The following is a 24,701-nucleotide window of genomic DNA, read 5'->3' as shown; positions in this document are numbered from 1 at the left end:
AGGGCGAAGAAGGTGCGGGCGATCAGGGCATCATGTTCGGCTATGCCTGCCGTGAAACCCCAGATCTCATGCCAGCGCCGATCTACTATTCGCACAAGATTCTCGAAAAGCTTGCCGAAGCCCGCCACAAAGGTGAAGGCGATCTAGGTAAGCTCGGCCCTGACGCCAAGAGCCAGGTGACAGTTCGTTACGAGAACGGCAAGGCCGCTGAAGTCACGCAGATCGTTCTTTCGACGCAGCATCTCGAGGCCAGCTGGGATTCGAAGAAGGTGCGTTCGGTTGTCGAGCCTTACATTCGCGAAGCGCTTGGCGATCTGCCGGTTGCCGCAAACTGCAACTGGTACATCAATCCAACCGGTAAATTTGTCATTGGCGGTCCGGATGGTGACGCCGGTCTGACCGGTCGCAAGATCATCGTCGACACTTATGGCGGCGCAGCACCGCACGGCGGCGGTGCATTCTCCGGCAAGGACACGACCAAGGTCGATCGTTCGGCGGCTTATGCTGCGCGTTATCTTGCCAAGAACGTAGTTGCTGCCAATCTTGCAGACCGTTGCACGATCCAGCTTTCCTATGCCATTGGCGTTGCCCAGCCGCTTTCGGTCTATGTTGACCTGCACGGCACCGGCAAGGTTGACGAATCGGCTGTTGAGGAAGCGCTGCGCAAGGTCATGGACCTGTCGCCAACCGGCATCCGCAAGCATCTAGATCTCAACAAGCCTATCTATGCCAAGACCTCTTCTTACGGCCATTTTGGTCGCAAGGCTGGTCGTGATGGTTCCTTCTCCTGGGAGAAGACCGATCTTACCAAGGCATTGAAGGCAGCACTCTCAGCCTGATTGATTACATTTCCAGCAATACTGCGCAGCGGTTTTGCATAGGATAATGCGAAAAAAAGAGTTAGAGCGGTTCCCACGATACCGCTTTAACTGGAACAGCGATAAATGACCGATGAATCCCATCCCGTACGCGCGGCCGGAAACTTTTTCGGCCGCCGTCATGGCAAGCCACTCCGTCCACATCAGAATAATCTTTTCGAAGATTTGCTGCCGCGTCTGAAACTGGACCTCGATACACCTGCGCCGCAGGATTTGAGGACATTGTTTGAAGCGCCGGTTGAGAATGTGCGCATGGAAATCGGCTTTGGTGGTGGCGAACATCTCTATCATGAGAGTGGGCGCTATCCGCAGTCGGGCTTCATTGGTGTCGAGCCTTTCGTCAATGGTATGGCCAAGATGCTGGCGGCCCTTCATGAAGCGCCGCGCACTAATCTTCGTCTCTATGATGAAGATGCGACCGATGTGCTGGATTGGCTGCCTGATGCATCGCTTTCTGGCATCGATCTTTTCTATCCAGATCCTTGGCATAAGCGTCGCCACTGGAAACGGCGCTTTGTCAGTGATGCAAATCTTGATCGTTTCGCGCGTCTGCTGAAGCCAGGCACGAAGTTCCGTTTCGCTTCTGATATCGAACATTACGTCAACTGGACGCTGCAGCACTGCCGCAGGCACCCGGCGTTCGAATGGCAGGCGACAGGCCCGGATGACTGGAATAACGCCTATGACGGCTGGCCAGGCACGCGCTATGAAGCAAAGGCTTTCCGTGAAGGACGCGTTGCTGCCTATCTGACATTCATCAGGCTTTGATGGTTGGTTGAATTGCGGCCTCAATTGCGGCCTTGAAAAAATCCGCATCAGCTGGTATATAAGTTTCAAATTCTTGGTCGTTTGAACAAGAGTGGGCCCTCCCGGACCCGCTCTTTTTTGTTAACTACGGCTCTGTGAAAAAGGTTTATCGAGTGACGGAACAGGAACAGGCAATTGAGGCCGTAAACGCAGATGAGCGTATCATTCGCGAAACGGGCGTCGATGCAAAAGTAGCAGGCATTGTGGAGCCGGTGATCAATACGCTGGGTTTCCGCCTTGTGCGCGTGCGCCTTTCCGGCCTCAATGGTCAGACGCTGCAGATCATGGCCGAGCGTCCAGATGGCACGATGACAGTTGAGGATTGCGAATTGTTGAGCCGCACCGTGGCTCCGGTTCTCGATGTCGAAGATCCGATCAGCGGCAAGTACCATCTTGAAATCTCGTCGCCGGGTATTGATCGTCCGATGGTTCGTAAGTCCGATTTCAGCGATTGGGCGGGACATATCGCAAAGGTCGAGACCTCGATCGTTCATGAAGGACGAAAGAAGTTTCGCGGTCGCATCGTGGTCGGTGATGCCGATTCTATCGTGATCGAAAGTGATCAGATTTCATACGGTAATGAACCGGTTGTTCGCATTCCGTTCGATCTGATCTCCGATGCGCGTCTGGTTCTGACCGATGAACTCATTCGCGATGCGCTGCGCAAGGACAAGGCCCTGCGGGAAGGCCGCATTCCCGGAGATGATCTGGGTGATGGGCGCGGAGACGAGTCGACCGAAGACAATCAGGAAGCCGCTTCGACGGAATCCGAAGAGAAGTAAGTTTCAAAGTGAGTTTCAGGCGTCCGGTTCCTAAAGGCGAACGGATGCGTCACCAAGGAGAGACCTATGGCAGTCAGTGCAAACAGGCTGGAACTTCTGCAGATCGCTGATGCGGTTGCACGCGAGAAGTCGATTGACCGTGAGATCGTTCTTGCGGCCATGGCCGATGCGATCCAGAAGGCTGCGCGTTCGCGTTACGGTCAGGAAAGCAACATCCGCGCCGACATCAATGCAAAGTCCGGTGAGATCAAGCTTCAGCGTCTGCTCGAAGTGGTCGAGACTGTTGAAGACTATTCCACGCAGATTTCGCTGTTCACTGCGCGCGATCGCAATCCAGATGCGCAGGTTGGTGATTTCATCGCCGACCAGCTGCCGCCAATGGATTTCGGCCGTATTGCCGCTCAGTCTGCCAAGCAGGTTATCGTGCAGAAGGTGCGCGAAGCCGAGCGCGACCGCCAGTATGACGAATTCAAGGATCGCGTCGGCGAAATCGCTAACGGCACCGTCAAGCGTGTTGAATATGGCAATGTGATCGTTGATCTTGGCCGAGGTGAAGCAATCGTTCGTCGTGACGAACTGATCCCGCGTGAAGCTTTCCGTTATGGCGATCGTATCCGCGCTTATGTTTACGACGTTCGTCGCGAACAGCGCGGTCCGCAGATTTTCCTGTCGCGTACCCATCCTTCTTTCATGGCGAAGCTTTTCACCATGGAAGTGCCGGAAATCTACGACGGCATCATTGAGATCAAGTCGGTTGCTCGTGACCCAGGTTCGCGCGCCAAGATCGCCGTGGTTTCACGCGACGCATCGATTGATCCGGTTGGTGCCTGTGTCGGTATGCGCGGCTCTCGTGTTCAGGCTGTTGTTGCCGAACTGCAGGGCGAAAAGATCGACATTATTCCTTGGTCGCCAGATGCTGCTTCCTTCATCGTCAACGCGCTTCAGCCTGCTGAAGTTGCCAAGGTTGTTCTTGATGAAGACGCAGAACGTATTGAAGTTGTCGTTCCGAATGACCAACTATCACTAGCAATCGGTCGTCGCGGTCAGAACGTGCGCCTTGCTTCGCAGTTGACAGGCTGGGATATCGACATCCTGACGGAAGACGAAGAATCCGAACGTCGTCAGAAGGAATTTGCCGAGCGTTCGAACCTGTTCATGGAAGCCCTCAACGTTGATGAGATGGTTGGTCAGGTTCTGGCTTCTGAAGGCTTTGCCTCTGTTGAAGAACTGGCATATGTCGAGCCAGGCGAAATTGCCTCGATCGACGGCTTTGATGAAGATACCGCTGGTGAAATTCAGGAACGCGCACGCGAATTCCTGGAGCGCATTGAAGGCGAACAGGATGCCCGCCGCAAGGAACTGGGTGTTGAAGACGAACTTCGCGAGCTTCCGGGTCTTACCACAGCCATGTTGGTTGCCGTCGGCGAGGACGGAGTGAAGAATATCGAAGACTTTGCGGGTTATGCTGTTGACGATCTCGTCGGCTGGCGTGAACGCAAGGACGGAGAAACCGTTAATCACAGCGGTATCCTCTCTTCGTTCGATGTTTCACGCGTTGATGCTGAACAGATGATCCTGACTGCTCGCTTGAAGGCTGGCTGGATCACTGAAGAAGAGCTCGTTGCGGTTGAAACCAACGACGAGAGCGAAGCTGGCGAAGAAGAAGTCGCTTCGTAAAAAGACAAGAGACGGCATTGCGGTTGCGCCCGGAGCAATTCGGGCGCAATTTATGGCGTTTTAGAGTTTCGTATTGAGAAGTGGCGTCAGCTCTGCTAGGTCGCTGCCAGTTTGGTAATAAGTAACAGGCATCGATGGTAAAACCGAGTTTGCGTGCGGAGCAGGATATGAATGATAGAACCTGTATCGTCACGCGGGAAAGCGGATCGGCAGATGATCTGATCCGGTTCGTTGCTGGGCCTGATGGTTCGGTTGTACCTGACCTGAAGCGGAATTTGCCGGGCAGAGGTTGCTGGGTCAAGGCGGAACGTCGTCTTGTAGACGAAGCCGTCAAGCGCAAGCTTTTTGCGCGGGCGCTGAAAGACGATGTGAAGCCGCAAGCAGATCTTGGCGCGCTGGTTGACCAGCTGTTGACGAAGTCTGCACTCGGTAGTCTCGCGCTGGCTCGTAAATCCGGTGCAGTTGTATCTGGTTCCACTAAGGTGGATCAGGCAATTCGTTCCGGTGCTGCGGCATTGGTTTTGCATGCACAGGAAGCCGCTTCTGATGGCGTGCGTAAACTGGATCAAGCCCGCCGTGTGGTGGTTCGTATGGATGGCCCCGAAATCCCGGCCTTCACTCTTTTTAAGGGAGAAGAAATGGATTTGGCATTTGGGGGTGGAAATGTGATACATGCAGCCGTGCTCGACGGAAAGGCAGCAGCCGGGGTCGTGCAACGGTTGCTTTTATTGCATCGATATCGTGGCGAAAGCCCATTGAGTTGAAACGGCAGTCCGACACTGCTGAGTTATAAATTGGTAGAGCGGTTCTCTTAATCCCGACGAGACGGGATCCGCTCTGGAGCATGAACCGGATAATCGGCCTGGTTGGCCTAACCGGATTGTGCGCTAAAGTGGATGACCGGAGCATTATTCAAAATGATCTGATCGCGTTGGATAATGCTCGGGTAAAGCGGCTGAAGCCGCGAAGGAAACGGAAACGTAATGAGCGATAAAACAAACGACGACAAGACGCTGAGCGTCAACTCCAAGAAGACGCTGACCATTAAGCGGCCAGGCGTTGAGCAGAGCACCGTGCGCCAGAATTTCAGCCACGGCCGCACAAAGGCTGTCGTCGTTGAAACCAAGAAGCGCAAGTTCTCACGGCCTGATGAGAAGCCTGAAGCGGAAGCACTGGCACCGAAGCCAGCAGCGCCTGCTCCGGCAGCTCCAGCACCTGCGGCCGCGCCAGCACCAGCTGCAACAACGGCTCCCGTTGCTGCGCCGGTACAAGCTGCACCTGCTCAGCCAATAGCCAAGGCACCGGCCCCGGCTGCTCCTGCAGCACCGCAGCCAAAGCCTGCTGCTGCCGCACCGGCGGCTCCGCGCCCACAATCAACACAGCAGCAGCCACGTCATCAGCAGCGCCCTGGCCAGCAGCAACAGCGTCCTCGCCAGTCTGATCGCTCGGGCATGGTGCTGAACACGCTGTCTCGCTCCGAAATGGACGCACGCCGTCGTGCGCTCGAAGGCGCGTTGGTTCGTGATGCAGAAGATCGCGTTCGCGCAGCTGAAGAAGCCAAGCGCCGCGCTGAAGAAGATGCACGCCGCGCCAAGGAACGTGAAGAATCCGCTCGCCGTCAGGCGGAGGAAGAAGCCCGTATCAAGGCAGAAGCAGAAGCCAAGGCTCGTGCCGAGGCTGAAGCTGCCAAGCGCGCTCCACAGACCGAAGCACGCACCGAGCGTCGTGACGATGCGCGTCCTGCGCCGCAGGGCGGACGTCCGCAACATTCCGGTCGTCCACAACAGGGCGGTCGTCCCGGTCAGGGTCAAGGCCAGGGACAGCGTCCGGCATCGCCAGCGATTGCCGACGTTATTCCAACAGCCAATAAACCTTTGCCTCAGAGCCAGCAGCGCAAGCCGGGCGGTTCCGTCGATGACGATGATCGTCGTGGTCCAGCCGGCGCACGTCGCAGCACTCCAGCAAAGCCTGAAGTGCGCGCACCGAAGGTTGTTAAGGGTGAAGATGACCGCCGTCGTGGCAAGCTGACGATCTCCAGCAATCTGGAAGATGAAGGTCGTTCGCGTTCGCTGTCGGCGATGCGTCGTCGTCAGGAAAAGTTCAAGCGTTCGCAGATGCAGGAAACTCGCGAGAAGATCTCTCGTGAAGTGACCATTCCTGAAACCATTACGCTGCAGGAACTTGCACAGCGTATGACCGAGCGTTCGGTTGACATCATCAAGTACCTGATGAAGCAGGGCCAGATGATGAAGCCAGGCGACGTCATCGATGCGGATATGGCGCAGCTGATCGCTGAAGAATTTGGCCACACCGTCAAACGCGTTGCTGAATCGGACGTTGAAGAAGGCATCTTCGATGTTGCTGATAACGAAGGCGCATTGGTTTCACGTCCTCCGGTCGTAACCATTATGGGTCACGTCGATCACGGCAAGACCTCGCTCCTCGATGCTATCCGTCACGCAAACGTCGTTTCGGGCGAAGCTGGTGGCATCACGCAGCATATCGGTGCTTATCAGGTCGAACAGAACGGCCAGAAGATCACCTTCATCGATACGCCAGGCCACGCAGCCTTTACGGCAATGCGTGCTCGTGGTGCTCAGGCGACCGATATTGCGATCCTGGTGGTTGCAGCAGACGATAGCGTCATGCCGCAGACCATTGAATCGATCAATCATGCCAAGGCAGCTGGCGTTCCGATCATTGTTGCAATTAACAAGATCGACAAGCCTGAAGCCGATGCGCAGAAGGTTCGTACACAGCTGCTCCAACACGATGTTTTTGTGGAAACCATGGGCGGTGAAGTGCTCGACGTCGAAGTTTCGGCCAAGAACAAGATCAACCTCGACAAGCTGCTTGAAGCAGTTCTGTTGCAGGCTGAAATCCTTGATCTCAAGGCTGATCCGACACGTACGGCTGAAGGTGTGGTTATCGAAGCCCAGCTCGACCGCGGTCGTGGTTCGGTTGCAACCGTTCTGGTTCAGAAGGGTACGCTGCATCCGGGCGACATCATCGCTGCCGGTAACGAATGGGGCCGTGTACGCGCTCTGGTAAACGACCATGGCGATCATGTGAAGGAAGCTGGACCTGCTATGCCGGTCGAGATCCTCGGTCTCCAGGGTACGCCGCAGGCAGGTGATCGCTTCGCAGTTGTTGCCAATGAAGCCAAGGCTCGTGAAATTGCCGATTATCGCCAGCGTCTTGCCCGCGATAAGGCTGTTGCACGTCAGACAGGCCAGCGTGGCTCGCTCGAGCATATGATGAGCCAGCTTCAGTCTTCGGGTACTAAGGAATTCCCGCTCGTCATCAAGGGTGACGTGCAGGGTTCGGTCGAAGCGATTATTACCGCTCTCGACAAGCTTGGCACAGACGAAGTGCGTGCCCGCATCGTTCATTCGGGCGCAGGTGGTATCACGGAAAGCGACGTGTCGCTGGCCGAAGCCTCCAATGCCGCGATCATCGGCTTCAACGTTCGTGCCAACAAGCAGGCGCGTGATGCAGCTGATCAGCAGGGTACTGAAATCCGCTACTACAACATCATTTACGATCTGATCGAAGATGTTAAAGCAGCAATGTCCGGTCTTCTGTCACCAGAACGCCGTGAAACCTTCATCGGTAATGCTGAGATTCTCGAAGTCTTCAACATCACCAAGGTCGGTAAGGTTGCTGGTTGCCGTGTGGTTGACGGTAAGGTTGAACGTGGTGCAGGCGTCCGCCTCATCCGTGACAACGTGGTTATCCACGAAGGCAAGCTCAAGACGCTCAAGCGCTTCAAGGACGAAGTGTCGGAAGTGCCTATGGGCCAGGAATGCGGTATGGCGTTCGAAAACTACGACGATATCCGCGCTGGCGATACGATCGAAGCGTTCCGCGTCGAACACATTACCCGTACGCTTTAATAGCATTATGCCGTGTCGCCCTATCATGGGCGGCACGGCTTTCTTACATTTCCGTTGCCCGGTTCCGAGGGTCTGACTCCCATCTGAATTGTGGTAGATTGCGCTTTATTGCGCTTACCAGTTTGTAGCCATTTTGTCGGCCAGCCTTTCGGGACTGAGCGCCGATTGATGGCTGTTTATCGAGGATACAGCTATGGCACGTTCTCCAGATCCAAAAGGCTCAGGTGGCCTTTCCCAGCGCCAGCTCCGTGTGGGCGAACAGGTGCGTCACGCATTGGCTCAGGTTCTTCAGCGCGGAGAAATTCGCGATGACGTAATCGAGCGTACGGTTATTTCGGTGTCGGAAGTTCGCATGTCGCCTGATCTCAAGATCGCGACCTGCTTCATCACACCGCTGGGCAGCACTGATGTACAGGCTGTGATCAAAGCATTGGCTGCAAACGCGAAATTCATTCGCGGTCGCATGGCTCCAAGCCTCAGCCAGATGAAATATATGCCGGAATTCCGTTTCCGCGCAGATACCAGCTTTGATAATTTTTCCAAGATTGATGCGCTTCTCCGTTCGCCGGAAGTGGCGCGTGACCTTGGGCATGATGAAGATGACGGCGAGGACGCAACCTCCCGCAATGGAGACGAATAAAGCATGGCAAGACGAGGCAAGAAAAAAGGTCGTCCGGTTTCCGGCTGGGTCATTTTTGACAAGCCGAAGGGCATGGGATCGACCGAAGCGGTCTCGAAGATCAAGTGGTTGTTCAATGCCGAAAAGGCCGGCCATGCCGGTACGCTTGATCCTCTTGCCTCGGGCATGTTGCCTATTGCTCTGGGTGAAGCCACCAAAACCGTACCTTACGTCATGGATGGAACCAAGGTTTATCGTTTCACAGTGACATGGGGCGAGGAACGGTCGACCGACGATCTTGAAGGTGTTGCCACCAAAAACTCAGATAACCGCCCCTCGCGTGCGGATGTCGAAGCGCTGCTGCCTAATTATACAGGCGTTATCTCGCAGATTCCGCCGCAGTTTTCGGCTATCAAGATTGCAGGCGAACGCGCCTATGATCTGGCGCGTGAAGGTGAAACGGTAGAAATTCCGGCGCGTGAAGTCGAAATTGATCGCCTCGAAATTGTCGAGTTTCCGGACGCAAATCGCACCGAATTCGAAGTCGAATGCTCCAAGGGCACCTATGTTCGCTCGCTTGCGCGCGATATGGGCCGTGATCTCGGCTGCTATGGCCATATTTCGGATTTGCGTCGCATCGAAGTTGCTCCTTTCACCGATGAAGATCTGGTAACTCTGGCAGAGCTCGAAGAAGCGTGGCCTCCGCTGCCGCCGAAAAAGGAAGAAGGCGAGGCCGATGCCGAGATTGTTGAGCAGCCAGCAGCACGTCGCGACTTCTCGGCAATGGATGCCCTGATCATCGATACCGGTGCCGCACTAGATTGCCTGCCACAGGTTGCCCTGTCTGACGATCAGGCACAGCGCGTTCGTCTCGGTAATCCCGTGATCATTCGTGGCCGCGATGCGCCACTTGAAGCGGATGAGGCTTGCGTGACGTCGCATGGCAAACTGCTTGCCATTGGCTACATTGAGCATGGTCAGTTCAAGCCAAAGCGCGTGTTTACAGCGGGCTAAACTGGTCTCTCAAAAGTTGGGGCATATTTCGGACTGGTATTTCTGCCAAATTTGAACTATATGCCCCTTCAGCGATCGTACATAATGTACGTCAGATCGTGTAAATGGCCCGCGCTGGACGACATCCCGGCCTGGGCGTCTGTTTTTCCTCTCATCAAGAAAGGGTGTACGATGTCGATTACTGCTGAGCGCAAGCAAGCACTTATCAAGGAATACGCCACCAAGGAAGGCGATACCGGTTCTCCTGAAGTACAGGTTGCGGTTCTTTCCGAGCGTATTGCCAACCTGACCGAACACTTCAAGGGCCACAAGAATGACAATCATTCGCGTCGCGGCCTTCTGAAGCTGGTTTCGCAGCGTCGTCGTCTTCTTGACTATGTCAAGGGCATCGACCAGGCACGTTACCAGGCGCTGGTTTCCCGTCTGGGTCTGCGCCGTTAACGGTAAAATCGGGCGACGTCTCAAAACGTCGCCCTTTTGATTTAAGGCGCCTCCCGAAAAGTGCGAAGCGGTTTTCGGACAAGATGCGCAAAGTGTATTCCAAGGATGAGCGGATAGCCGCTTTCCAATAGCGAATGCGATTATATTGGGCGTATGCCCACTGGCATGAGACGGCGCACCGGGTGCATTCCGTCATGCCGATGACGAGCCAAAAGGCTCATGACCTGGACCAGTCATGGGGCAGGATTGCAGGTAGTTCGTGCCAGAGAATATTCGCAAATGAATGTTCCGACACGTAACGAACTTCCCGTTGTCTTGCCCGTGGCCTGTCCGCCAACCGAGGTGATGTCTTCAGGCGCTTTTGCGCGGCATCGCCACAAGAGGACAAGATATGTTCAATACCCACAAAGTAGAAATCGAATGGGGCGGTCGTCCGCTCACACTCGAAACCGGTAAGATCGCACGTCAGGCCGACGGTGCAGTTTTGGCAACCTATGGTGAAACCGTCGTTCTCGCGACTGTGGTTTCTGCCAAGGAACCAAAGCCAGGCCAGGATTTCTTCCCGCTCACCGTCAACTATCAGGAAAAGACCTATGCCGCTGGCAAGATCCCTGGTGGTTACTTCAAGCGTGAAGGCCGTCCGAGCGAAAACGAAACGCTGGTTTCGCGCCTGATCGACCGTCCAATCCGTCCGCTTTTCGTTGATGGCTACAAGAACGACACACAGGTTGTTCTGACCGTCGTTCAGCACGACCTCGAAAACAACCCAGATGTCCTGTCGATGGTTGCAGCTTCGGCAGCACTCACCATTTCCGGCGTTCCTTTCATGGGCCCGATCGGTGGTGCACGCGTTGGCTACATCAACGGCGAATATGTTCTGAACCCGAACATCGACGAAATGCCAGAATCGAAGCTTGATCTGGTTGTTGCCGGTACTTCTGACGCCGTTCTGATGGTTGAATCGGAAGCACAGGAACTCTCCGAAGAAGTCATGCTCGGTGCCGTTATTTTCGGCCAGAAGGGCTTCCAGCCAGTTATCGATGCGATCATCAAGCTCGCTGAAGTTGCTGCCAAGGAACCACGCGACTTCCAGCCGGAAGATCTGTCGGATCTTGAAGCTAAGATGCTTGCAGTCGTTGAAAACGATCTGCGTGATGCCTACAAGATCACCGAAAAGCAGGCTCGTTACACGGCTGTTGACGCTGCCAAGGCCAAGGCGAAGGCTCACTTCTTCCCTGAGGGCGTTGAAGAGCCAGAATTCTCGGCTGAAAAATTTGCAACCGTGTTCAAGCACCTGCAGGCTAAGATTGTTCGCTGGAACATTCTTGACACCGGTAGCCGCATTGACGGTCGTGACCTTTCGACCGTTCGTTCGATCGTTTCGGAAGTTGGCCTTCTGCCACGCACGCACGGTTCGGCGCTCTTCACCCGCGGTGAAACGCAGGCTATCGTTGTTGCCACGCTCGGCACCGGCGAAGACGAACAGATGATTGATGCATTGACGGGTACCTATAAGGAATCCTTCATGCTGCACTACAACTTCCCACCATATTCGGTTGGTGAAACTGGCCGTATGGGTTCGCCAGGCCGTCGTGAAATCGGTCATGGTAAGCTCGCATGGCGCGCAATCCACCCAATGCTGCCAGCTGCTGAACAGTTCCCTTACACGATCCGTTCGGTTTCCGAGATCACCGAATCGAATGGTTCGTCTTCGATGGCAACCGTTTGCGGCACCTCGCTGGCGCTGATGGATGCAGGCGTTCCGCTGGCACGTCCAGTTGCCGGTATCGCCATGGGCCTGATCAAGGAAGATGAGCGTTACGCTGTTCTTTCCGACATTCTCGGTGATGAAGATCACCTCGGCGACATGGATTTCAAGGTAGCCGGTACTGAAAACGGCATCACCGCGCTTCAGATGGACATCAAGATCGACGGTATCACCGAAGAGATCATGAAGGTTGCTCTGGAACAGGCTAAGGGCGGTCGCGTTCACATTCTTGGCGAAATGGCTAAGGCTCTTTCGACCTCGCGTGAAGAACTCGGTGAATTTGCTCCACGCATCGAAGTGATGAACATTCCGACCGACAAGATCCGTGATGTTATCGGTTCGGGCGGTAAGGTTATCCGCGAAATCGTTGAAAAGACTGGCGCCAAGATCAACATCGAAGACGATGGTACGGTCAAGATCGCTTCGTCGAACGGCAAGGAAATCGAAGCCGCTAAGAAGTGGATTCACTCGATTGTTGCTGAACCGGAAGTTGGCGAAATCTACGAAGGTACAGTTGTTAAGACCGCTGACTTCGGCGCATTCGTAAACTTCTTTGGTCCACGCGATGGTCTGGTTCACATCTCGCAGCTGGCTGCCGACCGCGTTGCCAAGACCACTGATGTGGTCAAGGAAGGCCAGAAGGTCTGGGTCAAGCTCATGGGCTTTGACGAGCGTGGCAAGGTTCGCCTGTCGATGAAGGTCGTCGATCAGGAAACCGGCAAGGAAGTCGTTGCAGAAAAGAAGGCAGAAGCTGACGCTGAGTAAGCGTCCCATCTTCTGTTAATCCAGAAAGCGCGTCCGTGTGGCGCGCTTTTTTTGTTGCGCGTTGAATGATTGATCGGCATGGGTGAAGCATGATGACACCGGCACAACAGACACTCTTTCTCCCCTTCTATCAGGACATTCTGGATATGCCTGCAGAGGGTCAATCGTACCTTGCCTGCGGCTTGTCTGCAGATCGGAATCTTGAGGCCGAATGGAAGCAGGCACTGACTTTCCTGCAGCCCTGGCGTCCCGACTGGCTGGCACTCAACAAGGAAGGCTTCAACGCAATTCCCAGATTGGCACCAGAATTAGACGAGGAGAGCCGTTATTCTGGGGGGCTACTTCTGCTCGGAAAACATCGCGGACGCAATGAGGCATGGTTTGCGGAGCTTCTGGCGCGTGTTGAACCGGGTGGGTGGATCGTCGTGTGTGGCGACAAGAAGCTTGGTGTCGATAGTTTTCGCAAATGGGTCGGCAATATCGCTGAAATCAGCGATCGCCTGTCAAAGAACCATGCGGTGGCCTTTTGGCTGCAACGCCCTGCTGACCTGACAAATGATTTTATCGATGCTCTGAAGCCGCTGGCGACAGATATTGATGATGTGTTCCGCACAGAGCCGGGTATGTTCTCGCATGGCGCGATCGATAAAGGCTCAGCTCTGCTGGTGCCGCATATGGAAAAGATCGTCTTTGGTCAGGTCGCCGATCTTGGTGCTGGCTGGGGTTATTTGGCGGCGCAAAGCCTCAAATATGCTGATCGTCTTAAGGGTATCGATCTTTTTGAAGCTGATTACGAAGCACTGGAGGCCGCGCGCGGCAATCTGGAGCGTCTTGGTGCATCCGTGCCGATTTCGTTTAATTGGTTTGATGTAACGAGTGAAAAACTGACCGGCATTTACGACACGGTGATTATGAACCCGCCGTTTCACGAGGGACGGGCAACCGAAGTGTCGCTCGGTCAAACCTTTATCGCAGCCGCCGCTTCACGGCTGAAAACCGGCGGACGTCTGCTGATGGTAGCGAACAGGCAATTGCCTTATGAGGCGACACTTAAAAGCTTGTTTAAGAACGTGACTGTTCTTGAGGAAGCGAACGGCTTCAAAATATTCGATGCTAAGAAATGAGACAAAAAAGGCCGCCTCGAAAGGCGGCCTTTTTTTATCAAGCTTATGAGACTTATTCGCCGCGTGTGTCAGCCGAACTCTTCAGTTCTTCCAGCGTTGGCATCGAAACGATGTTGTAGCCCGAATCCACATAGTGGATTTCGCCGGTTACACCGCTCGAAAGATCCGACAGCAGATAAACAGCCGATTTGCCCACATCATCGATATCGACAGTGCGGCGAAGCGGTGAGTTACGGCGCTGATAGCTGAAGATTGCGCGTGCATCGCCAATACCTGCACCGGCCAGCGTGCGAACCGGACCAGCCGAGATCGCGTTAACGCGGATACCCTGCGGACCGTAATCGGCAGCGAGATAACGAACCATCGCTTCAAGAGCGGCCTTGGCGACGCCCATGACGTTGTAGTTCGGGATAGTGCGCGTGGAACCGCCATAGGTCAGCGTCAGGATCGAGCCGCCGTCCTTCATGAGCTTTTCTGCACGCTGTGCCATTTCCGTGAAGGAATAGGCAGAGATCACCATGGTGCGGCTGAAATTATCGCGCGTGGTGACGTCTGCGTAACGTCCCTTCAGCTCCGTCTTGTCCGAAAAGCCAATGGCGTGAACGATGAAATCAAGCTTTCCCCATTTCTTCTCGATTTCAGCGAAAACGGCATCGACCGAAGCAATGTCTTCCACATCGCAAGGCAGCACCATATCCGAACCGACCTGTTCGGCCAGTGGCTTGACGCGTTTACCGAGTGCATCGCCCTGATAAGTGAATGCGAGTTCGGCACCCTGCGCTGCGAGCTGCTTAGAAATTCCCCATGCGAGTGAGTGGTTATTCGCGACCCCCATAATGAGGCCGCGTTTACCTTGCATCAGACCTTCCATATTGTCCCTCTCCGTCAGCCCTGATAACGCTGGAACACCAGCGTGGCATTGGTGCCGCCAAATCCGAAGGAGTTGGAGAGCACTGTATTGAGCTGAGCATTGTCGATGCGCTTGCGAACGATAGGCATGTCCGCGAAGGCAGGATCCAGTTCTTCGATATGAGCGCTTTCGCAGATGAAGTTATTCTGCATCATCAAAAGCGAGTAGATTGCTTCCTGAACGCCGGTTGCACCGAGCGAATGGCCGGTCAGCGACTTGGTCGCTGCGATTGGCGGGCAGGCATCGCCTGAGCCAAAGACCTGACGAATCGCTTCGATTTCCGGAGCGTCGCCTGCTGGCGTCGAGGTTGCGTGTGGGTTGATGTAATCGATCTTGCTTGTGACGGTCGAGAGCGCCATCTTCATGCAGCGGACCGCGCCTTCGCCTGATGGTGCTACCATGTCGTAGCCGTCAGACGTTGCACCGTAGCCGACGATTTCGCCGTAAATCTTCGCACCGCGAGCAAGGGCTGTTTCAAGATCTTCCAGCACGAGAACGCCTGCACCGCCAGCAATAACAAAACCGTCACGGTTTTTGTCGTAAGCGCGCGAGGCGGTTGATGGCGTTTCATTATACTTGGATGACATGGCACCCATTGCGTCGAACAGCACCGAAAGCGTCCAGTCGAGATCTTCACAGCCGCCCGCAAACATGCGGTCCTGCTTGCCGTACTGGATCATTTCAAACGCATTGCCGATACAATGGTTCGACGTCGCACAAGCCGACGAGATCGAGTAGTTGATACCCTTGATCTTGAAGAATGTTGCGAGCGTGGCCGATGCAGTCGAGCTCATAGCTTTCGGCACTGCAAAAGGACCGACGCGCTTCGGGCCTTTTTCACGGGTGATGTCGGCGGAATCGACGATCGTGCGTGTCGAAGGACCACCAGAACCCATGATGATGCCGGTACGATCATTGGAGACCTGCTCCTCCGAAAGACCTGCATCGGCAATCGCCTGATCCATAGCGACGTGATTCCATGCCGTACCACGACCATGAAAACGCATTGCGCGGCGATCTACGAGCGCTTCAACGTCGATTTTCGGTGCGCCGTGCACCTGGCAACGGAAACCGAGTTCGGCATATTCTTCAGCACGGGAAATGCCGGATTTGGCTTCACGCAGAGAGGTTGTTACCTCTTCGGTGTTGTTTCCAATCGAGGATACAATCCCCATACCCGTTACGACCACACGCCGCATCGCGTTCTCCTTTACACCTGTTCCGTGTGATCAACCCGTGAAGGCTGACCCTTGTTCCCGGTTACATAGGTGCGATCTTCGCATGTTTTGAGCGCGGCTGCATGAAAACTCATTATTTTCTGCAGTCGCGCCCGTGAATGATGAATGTATTAAGCGCCGTCGCCATCTTTTGACAGGCCGACGCGCAGGTCGCTTGCCTTGTAGATGGTTTCGCCATCAGCTTTCAGCCAGCCGTCTGCCGTGCCGAGAACAAGGCGACCACGCATGACGCGCTTGAAGTCGATGCCGTACTGCAGAAGCTTGGTGTGTGGGCGAACCATGCCCTTGAACTTCACTTCACCAGTGGACAGGGCCATACCGCGGCCCGGCTCACCGAGCCAGCCGAGGAAGAAACCTGTCAGCTGCCACATGCCATCGAGGCCAAGGCAACCAGGCATGATCGGGTTTCCCTGAAAATGGCATGGGAAATACCAGTCGTCTGGGCTTACGTCATATTCCGCGCGGATATAGCCCTTGTCGAACTCCCCGCCGGTTTCGGAAATTTCGGTGATGCGGTGCACCATCAGCATTGGCGGCAGGGGGAGCTGTGCATTGCCGGGACCGAACAACTCACCGCGTGCGCAGCTGAGGAGCTCTTCATACCCGTAGCTCGATTTCTGTTCTGCCATTACGCCTCCCTTGAGGATCATTCTGATGTGACCATTTCTGTCGCCAGAAGCAGTCGGGTTGTCGTCTGTTCGGGAACACCTCTAACATAGAGTGTTTCCGTCAGTAAAATAGTGCAGAGGGTTTTCCCAAAAAAGGCGGGTTTTACCATGCCTATTGATACTTAATTCGCAACGGCATATATCAATGTCAGTATGCAATGGGCAACAGCCCGTTTAATCTTTGACGAAATTGCTACAAGCTTATGACGGATCCAAGGGTGAATATGCAGAATTATCATGCCAACCACTCGATGGTTTCAATGGAAGAACGGCTTCGCGGGGCTGGTTTGCGCCCGACGCGTCAGCGTGTTTCGCTTGCCAGCCTGATTTACGCGCAGGGTGATCGGCATCTTTCCGCTGAAGACCTTCATGAAGAAGCTGTACTGGCAAATGTGCCGGTATCGCTAGCAACCGTCTACAACACGCTGCACCAGTTTACCGAAGCCGGTATGCTGCGCATCATCGCCGTTGAAGGTTCGAAGACCTATTTCGACACCAATATTTCTGATCACCAGCACTTCTTCCTTGAAGGCGAGAATGTCGTTTTCGATATTCCGCATGGCGAACGTGGTCAGCCAACAGTCTCCAACATGCCCGAAGCACCGGAAGGCATGGAAATCGTCAATGTGGATATTATCGTCCGTTTGCGACGTAAGACGCGTTAAGCTGTTTGATATTGGTTTTTGGAAAGCGGCCTTTAGGGCTGCTTTTTTGTTGCGCATAGTGGGTTAAAGTGATTCATCCGGGCCATCACCTTTCACAGGCGCATTTGAAAGCGGACCTCCCAACCAAGCACGAATGCGTCGATAACGATTTGACTGGAGACGTCTATGCGTAAGTTGATCATTGCAGCCGCTGCATTCGCCCTTTTTTCAACTGGAAGCGCTTTTGCTGAAAAGATTCGCATTGGCGTGACACCAGGGCCGCACGCGCAGATCATGGAAAAGGTCAAGGAGGTTGCAGCCACCAAGGGTATGGAAATCGATATTCAGGAATTTTCTGATTATGTGATTCCGAACATGGCACTGGCCGATAAGGCGCTTGATGCTAATTCTTTCCAGCATCAGCCCTACCTCGACAATCAGGTCGCAGATCGTGGCTTTCCGATTGAGACAGTAGCGCCAACGGTCAACTTCCCGATGGGCGTATATTCCAAAAAGATGAAAAACATCTCGGAACTGGCTGACGGTGCGACCATCGCCATCCCGAACGATCCGACCAATGGCGGTCGTGCGCTTCTGGTGCTTGCAGATAACGGCCTGATCAAGCTCGATGCGTCGAAGGGCCTGAAGGTTACGTCAATTGATGTGACTGAAAACCCGAAAAACCTGAAATTCGTGGAACTCGATGCCGCGCAATTGCCGCGTTCGCTCGAAGATGTGGACGCTGCCGTCATCAATACCAATTACGCGCTGGAAGCAGGTCTTAACCCGGCTGGTGACGCACTTATCCGCGAAGGCGAAAAGGCACCTTATGTCAATGTGCTGGTCGTCCGCACTGCCGACAAGGATGCCGAATGGGTGAAGACGCTGGTCAGCAGCTATCACAGCCCGGAAGTGAAACAGTTTATTGCTGAAACTTTCAAAGGCTCAGTCATTCCAGCTTGGTAATAGTTCAATTCGAATGCCGATTTTGAAGCGGGGCGAGCGATCGCCCCGCTATTTATTAGAGCCCGTTCTGAAAAGCGTGAAACGGCGTATTGGAGGCGTTTTCTAAGCTTTGAGCTGCATCCAGATATTGGCGAACGGAAGCCCGTTATCATCTTCTTCGCGACGACTGATTTCCTGAAAGCCGAGCCGCTGATAGAAACGGCAGGCTCCTTTATTATCGGCATAGACTTCGAGAGAGAGTTCGCCTTTCAATGCCAGAGCATGGTCGAGCAAGCGGCGGCCTATGCCATATCCTTGCGCGGAGGGATCAACGAAGAGTCCGCCGATGAAACAATCCAACAGGCCTATAAACCCGACCGGCTCACCATTTATAACGGCGACCCAGGTCTCTGCCTTTTCGAGATAGACGTCTTCGATAAGCTTCTGCTGATCGCGTAGCAGGTCTTTTCCTAGAAACGCATGTGCTTCCAAAGAGGCGCGATACCAGATGGAAGACAATGTCTGTTTGTCCGCAGCCTGATAGGCGCGGATGATAACCGTCATGTTTTTCATGATTATTCCAGAGTTTAACTATGCACAAAATTCCCATCCGTTGGATGGGTCCAAATCCGTTAAAACGGAGACACTGAACTTCTGCGCATAAAACTCCTTCTTGGTTTTGTTCTGTGAGAACTAACCTCACGAATGATGCAACGTCAAGACTGACGCTGTGCCGGGTCAGTCGAACACTTCATCCGGATAAACGCCCCAAAGATCCGATTGCCTGATCCAGCCGCGCGTACCCTGAATATCCATCCGGCACCACTGGCCATTGCATTCGCGAACTGTGCCGACAACATTGGGCTCGACTTCCGCCGACAGTCCCGATGTTTCGCTCGGATCGCGGCGCATGGTAATCATCGCGCCCTGATCGTTCTTGAGCCATGGTGCCGTAATCGCCGTGCGCTTGCCCGACAGGAGAGACTGATAGACCCAGCCTTCCGTGCCGTCGGCATCGCGGATGCGGCGCCAGTTATCGTATTCCTGAATGATTTCGACAGGCAGGCCGGATTTCATGAATAACCATGACACGGCATAATCACGCCCCGGACCCACGCGCAGATTGACGCGTGCCGGCTTGAGGCTGACAAAACGGGGTACAGGCAAGCCACTTGCGCCCAGCGTTGTTCCTGCTGATGCTTGAGCCATTGCAGCATAGTTATGCGATGCGCCTAGCGGCGCAACAACCAGCAGCAAGGCAATGCTGCCAAGTGCTGCTATAAAAAAGCGTTGCGAAAGTACTCGGTACAAATCTGACCTCTCGCCGTCCTGTCACTTCACGGCAGTTCCAACGAATGGGGAGTTTCCGTCTGCAACTGCAAAAATAAAATTGTGCGGTTCTTCCGCCTCTGCTTCTCAAACAAGTCAGGCAAAAGCTTGTCTTCTCACAGGTTTCCGGTGAGGCGTCGGAGACGCAAGGGCAGCTTTCGCGATTCTGTTTTTCTTTGTCTTTGCTGCGCCGCCTTGCTAGAGATGAGCAGCCGAAGCAATATCTCATATTGCACCTTCTTGGTTAAGGAGGTCTCAACATGAGAATCGGCGAGCCAGGTTTCCTGTGAAATTTATGGACCTGCACAGGTGGCACTGCTCAAGAAAAAGGGGTGGAGATGTCGAACAAGAAGAAGCCGCTGGTCGTACTTACCCGGAAACTTCCGGACCCGGTGGAAACCCGAATGCGGGAACTGTTCGACGCACGTCTGAATATTGACGATCATCGCATGTCGCAGCCGGAAATTATTGCTGCGATGAAAGAAGCCGATGTTCTGGTGCCTTGCATCACCGATGTGATCGATGCGGCAGCCATTGAACAGGCCGGACCCAATCTCAAATTGATCGCCAATTTCGGCAATGGTGTTGACAATATCGATGTAGCTGCAGCTGCAAAGCGCGGCATCACCGTCACCAACACACCCAATGTGCTGACCGAAGACACCGCCGACATGACGCTGGCACTGCTTTTGATGGTGCCACGCCGTCTGGTTGAAGGCGCAAATGTCCTTAATGAGCGTGACGGCGAATGGCCGGGCTGGTCGCCGACTTGGATGCTTGGGCGCCGCATCTGGGGCAAGCGTCTGGGGATTGTCGGCATGGGTCGCATTGGCACTGCCGTTGCCCGCCGCGCCAAGGCTTTCGGTCTGTCTATCCATTATCACAACCGCAAGCGCGTCAGCGCACAGGTTGAGGAAGAGCTTGAAGCGACCTACTGGGACAGCCTCGATCAGATGCTGGCTCGCATGGATATCATCTCGGTCAATTGCCCGTCGACGCCTGCAACCTTTCACCTGCTTTCGGCCCGCCGCATCGCTTTGATGCAGCCGACCGCGTATCTCGTGAACACGGCGCGCGGTCAGATCATTGATGAAAATGCGCTGGTCGAACTGATCGAGCAGGGCAATATTGCCGGAGCCGGGCTTGATGTGTTTGAACATGAGCCAGCTGCCAACCCGCGCCTTTTATCGCTTGCTGAAAAAGGCAAGGTCGTGCTTCTGCCGCATATGGGATCGGCAACGATCGAAGGCCGTGTGGATATGGGTGACAAGGTCATCATCAATATCAGGGCTTTTGTCGACGGACATCGCCCACCGGACCGTGTGTTGCCGAACCGAATCTAATTATTTGCTGGCAGTTAGCGGTGCGTCCAGCCTATTGCCCGCAATGAATTTCAGGACCGTTTTCGCATAAAGGCGCGGGTTTTCAGCCGGAACGCCATGACCGGAATCGGGCAATATGACCAGCTGCGCTCCGGGTATATGATCCGCAATAAACTCAGTATGTTCGCGGGTAATTGCCGTATCCCGGTCGCCGATGACGATTGCTGTCCGAACATCGATTTTTGAAAGGTCTTCTGCGGTATAATTCGGCTCATTCGCCCAAAGCGCATGAATTTCCTTGTCGATGCTGCTGTAGTGGCGGAGTTCGGGAATTGGTTTTCCTTCGGCGCGCGCCAGCGCATAGCCGGTTGAACCTTCCGGTGTGACGTTTGCAGCCTGTGCGAACAGGCTTTTCAGTCGCTCGGGATAGCGGATGGCAATATCGATGCCGATAATGCCGCCATCGCTCCAGCCAACAAGATCGACCTTGTTGACGTGCAGATAGTCGAGCAGGGCAACATAATCATCTGCCATCAGCTCATAGGTGAGGGGTTCGATCGTTCGTGTCGAGCGGCCCTGACCACGACTGTCTGCGACAATCACCATATGATCACGCGCCAGAATAGGCAGCTGCGCATCCCAGACATGCTGGTCAGAAAGCCCGCCATGGATCAGCAGGATTGGCGGTCCCTTGCCCACAACGCGGTAGTACATTTCGATGCCGTTAACGCTGGCAAAGCTGGCTGGTGAGGCAGTAATAGTCATACGGGCTGCCCTTTCAAGAGAAACGGCGGACGGGAAGAAGGCAACAAACCCAAAGAGCAGTGCTGAGATTCCGAGTGTAGTCATCCAGAGTGCTGATCGTGGGAGTGTTGTTCTTCCCTTCATGATAGATACCCTGTCCTCAGGGCCTTCTGATCAGAGTCGGCAGGTCATAGAGATAAGCGATGCGCTTGATTGCATCCTTGAGAGGCTCGAGCGTTACGGTCATCGTATGGCCGCTGGCATGGATCAGCATGTCAGGTGAGGCACAAATTGCGACATGACCCTTCCAGAAGACCAGATCGCCGCGCTTGAGATTGGAATAGTCTGCGTCGGGTTCGACGATTTCACCGAGCGTGTTTTCCTGCATGTCCGAATCGCGCAGGACCTTGCGACCTGCGACCCACATCGAAAGCTGGACAAGACCGGAGCAATCGATCCCGAAGCCTGAAGTCCCACCCCAGAGATAAGGCGTATGCAGGAGTGTTTCGGCGATTGCAACGAAATCGTGGGCATGGTCGCTCAAAGGCGCGAGATGCCTGGCAATCAACGCTTCACCGCTCTCAAGCAGTGCATATTCGGTGCCACGTTTTTCAGAGGTGCCGACGATTCGCACGCGCGAACCGAGTGACAATGCTTTTGTATGCGGGAATCGAAGATCATTACCGGGATAGACGAATGTGCGCGGAACGATGACCATATGCGTCGCATCATCAACCGGCTTCTCCAGTGATGCTGCGGAGACATATCCGGTATAGCCGTCGCGTTCAGCCTGAACCCAGCACCAACCGTCCTGCTCTTCAAAAACGCGTACCGTGTCGCCAAAGATGATCTGCGTCTGTGGTCCGCTATCGGGACGTGGTTCTGCGCGCAGGTCGACAACCGAATCGGAAACATGCATCAGCGTGCCAGCCGTAAAGCGACCTGCTTCCACCTGACCACTCAGCCGTTCATCGGCGAGATCGGGACGGTAGGCGTTCAAACGGCGATCAAGTATGCTCACAATGGTAACTCCCTGGCTCTGGCGATCACAAGATCGCCTAGTCTTTCGACATAAAGTGCGCCAGTGACTGTTCTCTTTACTAGCACATTTCTACGATCTTTTTCATCACGATGCCGGGATACGAGATCGAGCGTTCCCATCGTGTCGAGCGCACGCGTTATCACCGGCTTTGTAACATTCAGCTTGGCTGCCAGCCCTCGCACGGTATGCGGGGGTGTTTCCAGATAAATTGTCAGAAGGATAGCCGCTTGCCGCGTGGTCAGGTCAGGCATTTCATCCTGCACCTGTGCCAGTGAAAGCGTTCTCAGCAATGTCAGTGCCTGCAAAGGCTTCAGTTCAACGGGCATATCCTACCGATTTTCGGGTGATTGTTTCGGACCCGTATCATTCAACGACGTTTTCTTTTTGCAGGCAAGTCATTTCATTTTGCGGGATATTTATGCTTGAGAAGCGCATAGATCGCACGAATGGCCTGCGCTTCACCACCGACAGGCGAGGCAGGCTTTTCGACCGGCACCCAACCATAAATATCGAAATGTGCCCAGCTTTTCGCCTTTTCGACAAAGCGGCTCAGGAACAGTGCAGCGGTCACAGATCCAGCAAAGCCGTCAGTCGTAACATTGTTGATGTCCGCCACGCGCGATGAAAGTTTTTGCGCATAGGGCGCCCACAACGGCATACGCCAGAGCGGATCAGCCGTCTCGTCGGCCTTTTCAGCAATGGCTGCTGCAAGCGCATCGTCATGGGTATAGAACGGCGGCAGATCAGGGCCAAGCGCCACACGCGCAGCACCGGTCAGTGTTGCCATATCGATGATGAGCTCCGGCTCTTCCTCGTCGGCCAGCGTCAGCGCATCGGCCAGAACGAGACGACCTTCCGCATCGGTATTGCCAATTTCGACGCTCAAGCCCTTGCGGCTTTGCAGAATGTCGCTTGGGCGGAATGCATTACCCGCGATCGAGTTTTCAACTGCCGGGATAAGAACGCGCAGTCGAACCGGGAGTTTTGCATTCATGATGATCGACGCAAGGCCCAGCACATTGGCAGCGCCGCCCATATCCTTCTTCATGAGCAACATGCCGCTCGCTGGCTTGATATCGAGACCGCCAGTGTCGAAACATACACCCTTGCCGACAAGGGTGATCTTAGGATCACTATCCTTGCCCCAAGTGAGATCAATGAGGCGCGGCGCAATGCTGCCTGCGCGACCAACCGCATGGATCATCGGGAAGTTTTGTTTCAGCAGCGCATCGCCTTCAATCGTGCTGACCTTTGCGCCATTCCTGGAAGCGAGATCGCGCGCAGCCTGTTCCAGAGCATCTGGTCCCATGTCATTGGTCGGCGTGTTGATAAGATCGCGTGCAAGCGTTACGGCGTCGGCAATATGCTGTGTTTCAGTGGCGTTGACGCCTGCCGGCACCGCCAGACGGATAGTTTTGTCGCTGCCCTTGCGATAGCGCGTGAAGCTATAGCCGCCCATCAAGAAGGCGAGAGTTACCAGTTCTGCGTGGTCTGGCTTATTTTCGAGATGCCAGTCGCCTTCGGGGAGGCCGCGCGCCAATTTTCCGGCGAGCAATTGCGACTGACCGCCCTGGTCGTCATCACCTGTGCCAAACAGAGCTCCGGCAATCGTGCCGTCTTTGCCGGGAAGTACCAGAATACGACCGGATTCCCCGTTAAAATCATTGGCCTTGGCCCAGGCCTGAACATCGGATGTCAGCGCCGTCTGCTCGGTCTTATTCTTTCCGATGAACCAGATTGGGCGGCTGTCTGCTGATTTTGCGGCTACGATCTCAACGGTCATGACATTCCTCGGCGATTAGAATTTCTGGCTCAATCAATAAACAAATAGCCACCCTGCGTGAACAGGGTGGCTATTCAATTCTGCATGAAGAGAGACAACTTAGTTTCGTTCAGTCATCTGGATCTGTGCGGCCTTGTAATCAAAAGCGGAAGCAGGCTTTCCAGCGAAAAGCGCCATGCCACTAATGACGGCGATAACGGCAAGCGCACCGATGAGTGTGCATTCGATCATCGCTGCACCCGATCTGTTTTTAAAAAAGCGCGTCATCAAAGCCGGCATGTTACTTACCCTGAGCTGAAATCTCG

The 24,701-nt window shown here is 54.5% G+C and carries 24 protein-coding genes; 14 read left to right on the top strand and 10 right to left on the bottom strand.

The annotated features are described in order from the left end of the window. The 11 genes from metK to RT142_RS04615 all read left to right on the top strand — a co-directional run. On the top strand, window positions 1-839 hold an 839-nt coding region (metK, locus tag RT142_RS04665; RefSeq protein ID WP_313027654.1), incomplete at its 5' end, for a methionine adenosyltransferase. 105 nt (window positions 840-944) lie between these two features. After that, window positions 945-1,646: a tRNA (guanine(46)-N(7))-methyltransferase TrmB gene (locus RT142_RS04660; protein ID WP_007872819.1), complete on the top strand. Its 702-nt coding sequence runs from the start codon at window positions 945-947 to the stop codon at window positions 1,644-1,646. 152 nt (window positions 1,647-1,798) lie between these two features. Then, on the top strand, window positions 1,799-2,467 hold the full coding sequence (rimP, locus tag RT142_RS04655; protein ID WP_064322303.1) for a ribosome maturation factor RimP: 669 nt from the start codon (window positions 1,799-1,801) through the stop codon (window positions 2,465-2,467). 66 nt (window positions 2,468-2,533) lie between these two features. After that, a complete protein-coding gene (gene nusA, locus RT142_RS04650) occupies window positions 2,534-4,144 on the top strand; it encodes a transcription termination factor NusA (RefSeq protein ID WP_007872824.1) in 1,611 nt (536 codons plus the stop codon). 134 nt (window positions 4,145-4,278) lie between these two features. Next, window positions 4,279-4,908 carry an RNA-binding protein gene (locus RT142_RS04645; protein WP_083898612.1) on the top strand — a complete coding sequence of 210 codons (630 nt, stop codon included), beginning with the start codon at window positions 4,279-4,281 and terminating at the stop codon, window positions 4,906-4,908. A 219-nt stretch (window positions 4,909-5,127) separates the two neighbouring features. Then, window positions 5,128-8,040, top strand: a complete 2,913-nt coding sequence (infB, locus tag RT142_RS04640; protein ID WP_313027648.1) for a translation initiation factor IF-2 — start codon at window positions 5,128-5,130, stop codon at window positions 8,038-8,040. 193 nt (window positions 8,041-8,233) lie between these two features. Further along, complete coding sequence (rbfA, locus tag RT142_RS04635) at window positions 8,234-8,680, top strand: 30S ribosome-binding factor RbfA (protein WP_007872832.1); 447 nt, start codon at window positions 8,234-8,236, stop codon at window positions 8,678-8,680. 3 nt (window positions 8,681-8,683) lie between these two features. After that, window positions 8,684-9,673, top strand: coding sequence for a tRNA pseudouridine(55) synthase TruB (gene truB / locus RT142_RS04630; RefSeq protein ID WP_105519108.1), 990 nt, complete (start codon window positions 8,684-8,686; stop codon window positions 9,671-9,673). A gap of 171 nt (window positions 9,674-9,844) precedes the next feature. Continuing rightward, the gene (gene rpsO, locus RT142_RS04625; protein WP_007872840.1) at window positions 9,845-10,114 is read left to right on the top strand and encodes a 30S ribosomal protein S15; all 270 of its coding nucleotides are present in this window, start codon (window positions 9,845-9,847) and stop codon (window positions 10,112-10,114) included. Window positions 10,115-10,505: 391 nt separating this feature from the next. Next, complete coding sequence (gene pnp, locus RT142_RS04620) at window positions 10,506-12,647, top strand: polyribonucleotide nucleotidyltransferase (protein ID WP_007872843.1); 2,142 nt, start codon at window positions 10,506-10,508, stop codon at window positions 12,645-12,647. 89 nt (window positions 12,648-12,736) lie between these two features. After that, complete coding sequence (locus RT142_RS04615) at window positions 12,737-13,771, top strand: class I SAM-dependent methyltransferase (protein WP_113158782.1); 1,035 nt, start codon at window positions 12,737-12,739, stop codon at window positions 13,769-13,771. Between the two features lie 52 nt (window positions 13,772-13,823). On the opposite strand, the gene fabI is transcribed toward RT142_RS04615, so the two are convergent. From fabI to fabA, 3 genes are all read right to left on the bottom strand, one after another. Next, window positions 13,824-14,642, bottom strand: a complete 819-nt coding sequence (fabI, locus tag RT142_RS04610) for an enoyl-ACP reductase FabI (protein ID WP_064322306.1) — start codon at window positions 14,640-14,642, stop codon at window positions 13,824-13,826. A 14-nt stretch (window positions 14,643-14,656) separates the two neighbouring features. After that, window positions 14,657-15,880, bottom strand: a complete 1,224-nt coding sequence (gene fabB / locus RT142_RS04605; protein ID WP_007872853.1) for a beta-ketoacyl-ACP synthase I — start codon at window positions 15,878-15,880, stop codon at window positions 14,657-14,659. A 149-nt stretch (window positions 15,881-16,029) separates the two neighbouring features. Beyond that, the gene (fabA, locus tag RT142_RS04600; protein ID WP_007872855.1) at window positions 16,030-16,548 is read right to left on the bottom strand and encodes a 3-hydroxyacyl-[acyl-carrier-protein] dehydratase FabA; all 519 of its coding nucleotides are present in this window, start codon (window positions 16,546-16,548) and stop codon (window positions 16,030-16,032) included. Between the two features lie 263 nt (window positions 16,549-16,811). Here fabA and irrA point away from each other — a divergent pair, with 263 nt between their 5' ends. Together irrA and RT142_RS04590 are read left to right on the top strand one after the other, a co-directional pair. Next, on the top strand, window positions 16,812-17,252 hold the full coding sequence (irrA, locus tag RT142_RS04595) for an iron response transcriptional regulator IrrA (protein ID WP_007872859.1): 441 nt from the start codon (window positions 16,812-16,814) through the stop codon (window positions 17,250-17,252). Between the two features lie 165 nt (window positions 17,253-17,417). After that, a complete protein-coding gene (locus RT142_RS04590; RefSeq protein WP_112804542.1) occupies window positions 17,418-18,197 on the top strand; it encodes a MetQ/NlpA family ABC transporter substrate-binding protein in 780 nt (259 codons plus the stop codon). A 102-nt stretch (window positions 18,198-18,299) separates the two neighbouring features. Here RT142_RS04590 and RT142_RS04585 read toward each other — a convergent pair whose 3' ends face one another. Both RT142_RS04585 and RT142_RS04580 read right to left on the bottom strand, forming a co-directional pair. Further along, the gene (locus RT142_RS04585) at window positions 18,300-18,749 is read right to left on the bottom strand and encodes a GNAT family N-acetyltransferase (protein ID WP_112804543.1); all 450 of its coding nucleotides are present in this window, start codon (window positions 18,747-18,749) and stop codon (window positions 18,300-18,302) included. A gap of 165 nt (window positions 18,750-18,914) precedes the next feature. Next, window positions 18,915-19,487 (bottom strand): SH3 domain-containing protein, encoded by a 573-nt coding sequence (locus RT142_RS04580; RefSeq protein ID WP_112804544.1) that lies wholly within the window; start codon window positions 19,485-19,487, stop codon window positions 18,915-18,917. A gap of 356 nt (window positions 19,488-19,843) precedes the next feature. Between RT142_RS04580 and RT142_RS04575 the strand changes: the two genes are divergently transcribed. Next, complete coding sequence (locus RT142_RS04575) at window positions 19,844-20,848, top strand: D-glycerate dehydrogenase (protein WP_313027638.1); 1,005 nt, start codon at window positions 19,844-19,846, stop codon at window positions 20,846-20,848. Here RT142_RS04575 and RT142_RS04570 read toward each other — a convergent pair whose 3' ends face one another. The 5 genes from RT142_RS04570 to RT142_RS04550 form a co-directional block, all read right to left on the bottom strand. Then, window positions 20,849-21,715 (bottom strand): alpha/beta fold hydrolase, encoded by an 867-nt coding sequence (locus tag RT142_RS04570; protein ID WP_409558560.1) that lies wholly within the window; start codon window positions 21,713-21,715, stop codon window positions 20,849-20,851. 16 nt (window positions 21,716-21,731) lie between these two features. Next, the gene (locus RT142_RS04565) at window positions 21,732-22,592 is read right to left on the bottom strand and encodes an NlpC/P60 family protein (protein WP_112804546.1); all 861 of its coding nucleotides are present in this window, start codon (window positions 22,590-22,592) and stop codon (window positions 21,732-21,734) included. After that, window positions 22,589-22,939 carry a MarR family winged helix-turn-helix transcriptional regulator gene (locus RT142_RS04560; RefSeq protein ID WP_007872881.1) on the bottom strand — a complete coding sequence of 117 codons (351 nt, stop codon included), beginning with the start codon at window positions 22,937-22,939 and terminating at the stop codon, window positions 22,589-22,591. The genes RT142_RS04565 and RT142_RS04560 overlap by 4 nt, the downstream gene beginning before the upstream one ends. Before the next feature lie 74 nt (window positions 22,940-23,013). Continuing rightward, entirely contained in the window at window positions 23,014-24,396 is a 1,383-nt protein-coding gene (locus tag RT142_RS04555) for a leucyl aminopeptidase family protein (RefSeq protein WP_112804547.1), read from the bottom strand. A gap of 99 nt (window positions 24,397-24,495) precedes the next feature. Then, window positions 24,496-24,675 carry a Flp family type IVb pilin gene (locus tag RT142_RS04550; RefSeq protein ID WP_007872884.1) on the bottom strand — a complete coding sequence of 60 codons (180 nt, stop codon included), beginning with the start codon at window positions 24,673-24,675 and terminating at the stop codon, window positions 24,496-24,498. Window positions 24,676-24,701: the final 26 nt, after the last annotated feature.

This window comes from Brucella sp. (assembly GCF_032066345.1).
GTDB lineage: Bacteria > Pseudomonadota > Alphaproteobacteria > Rhizobiales > Rhizobiaceae > Brucella > Brucella pseudogrignonensis.
This window is presented reverse-complemented; position numbering and strand designations above follow the sequence as displayed.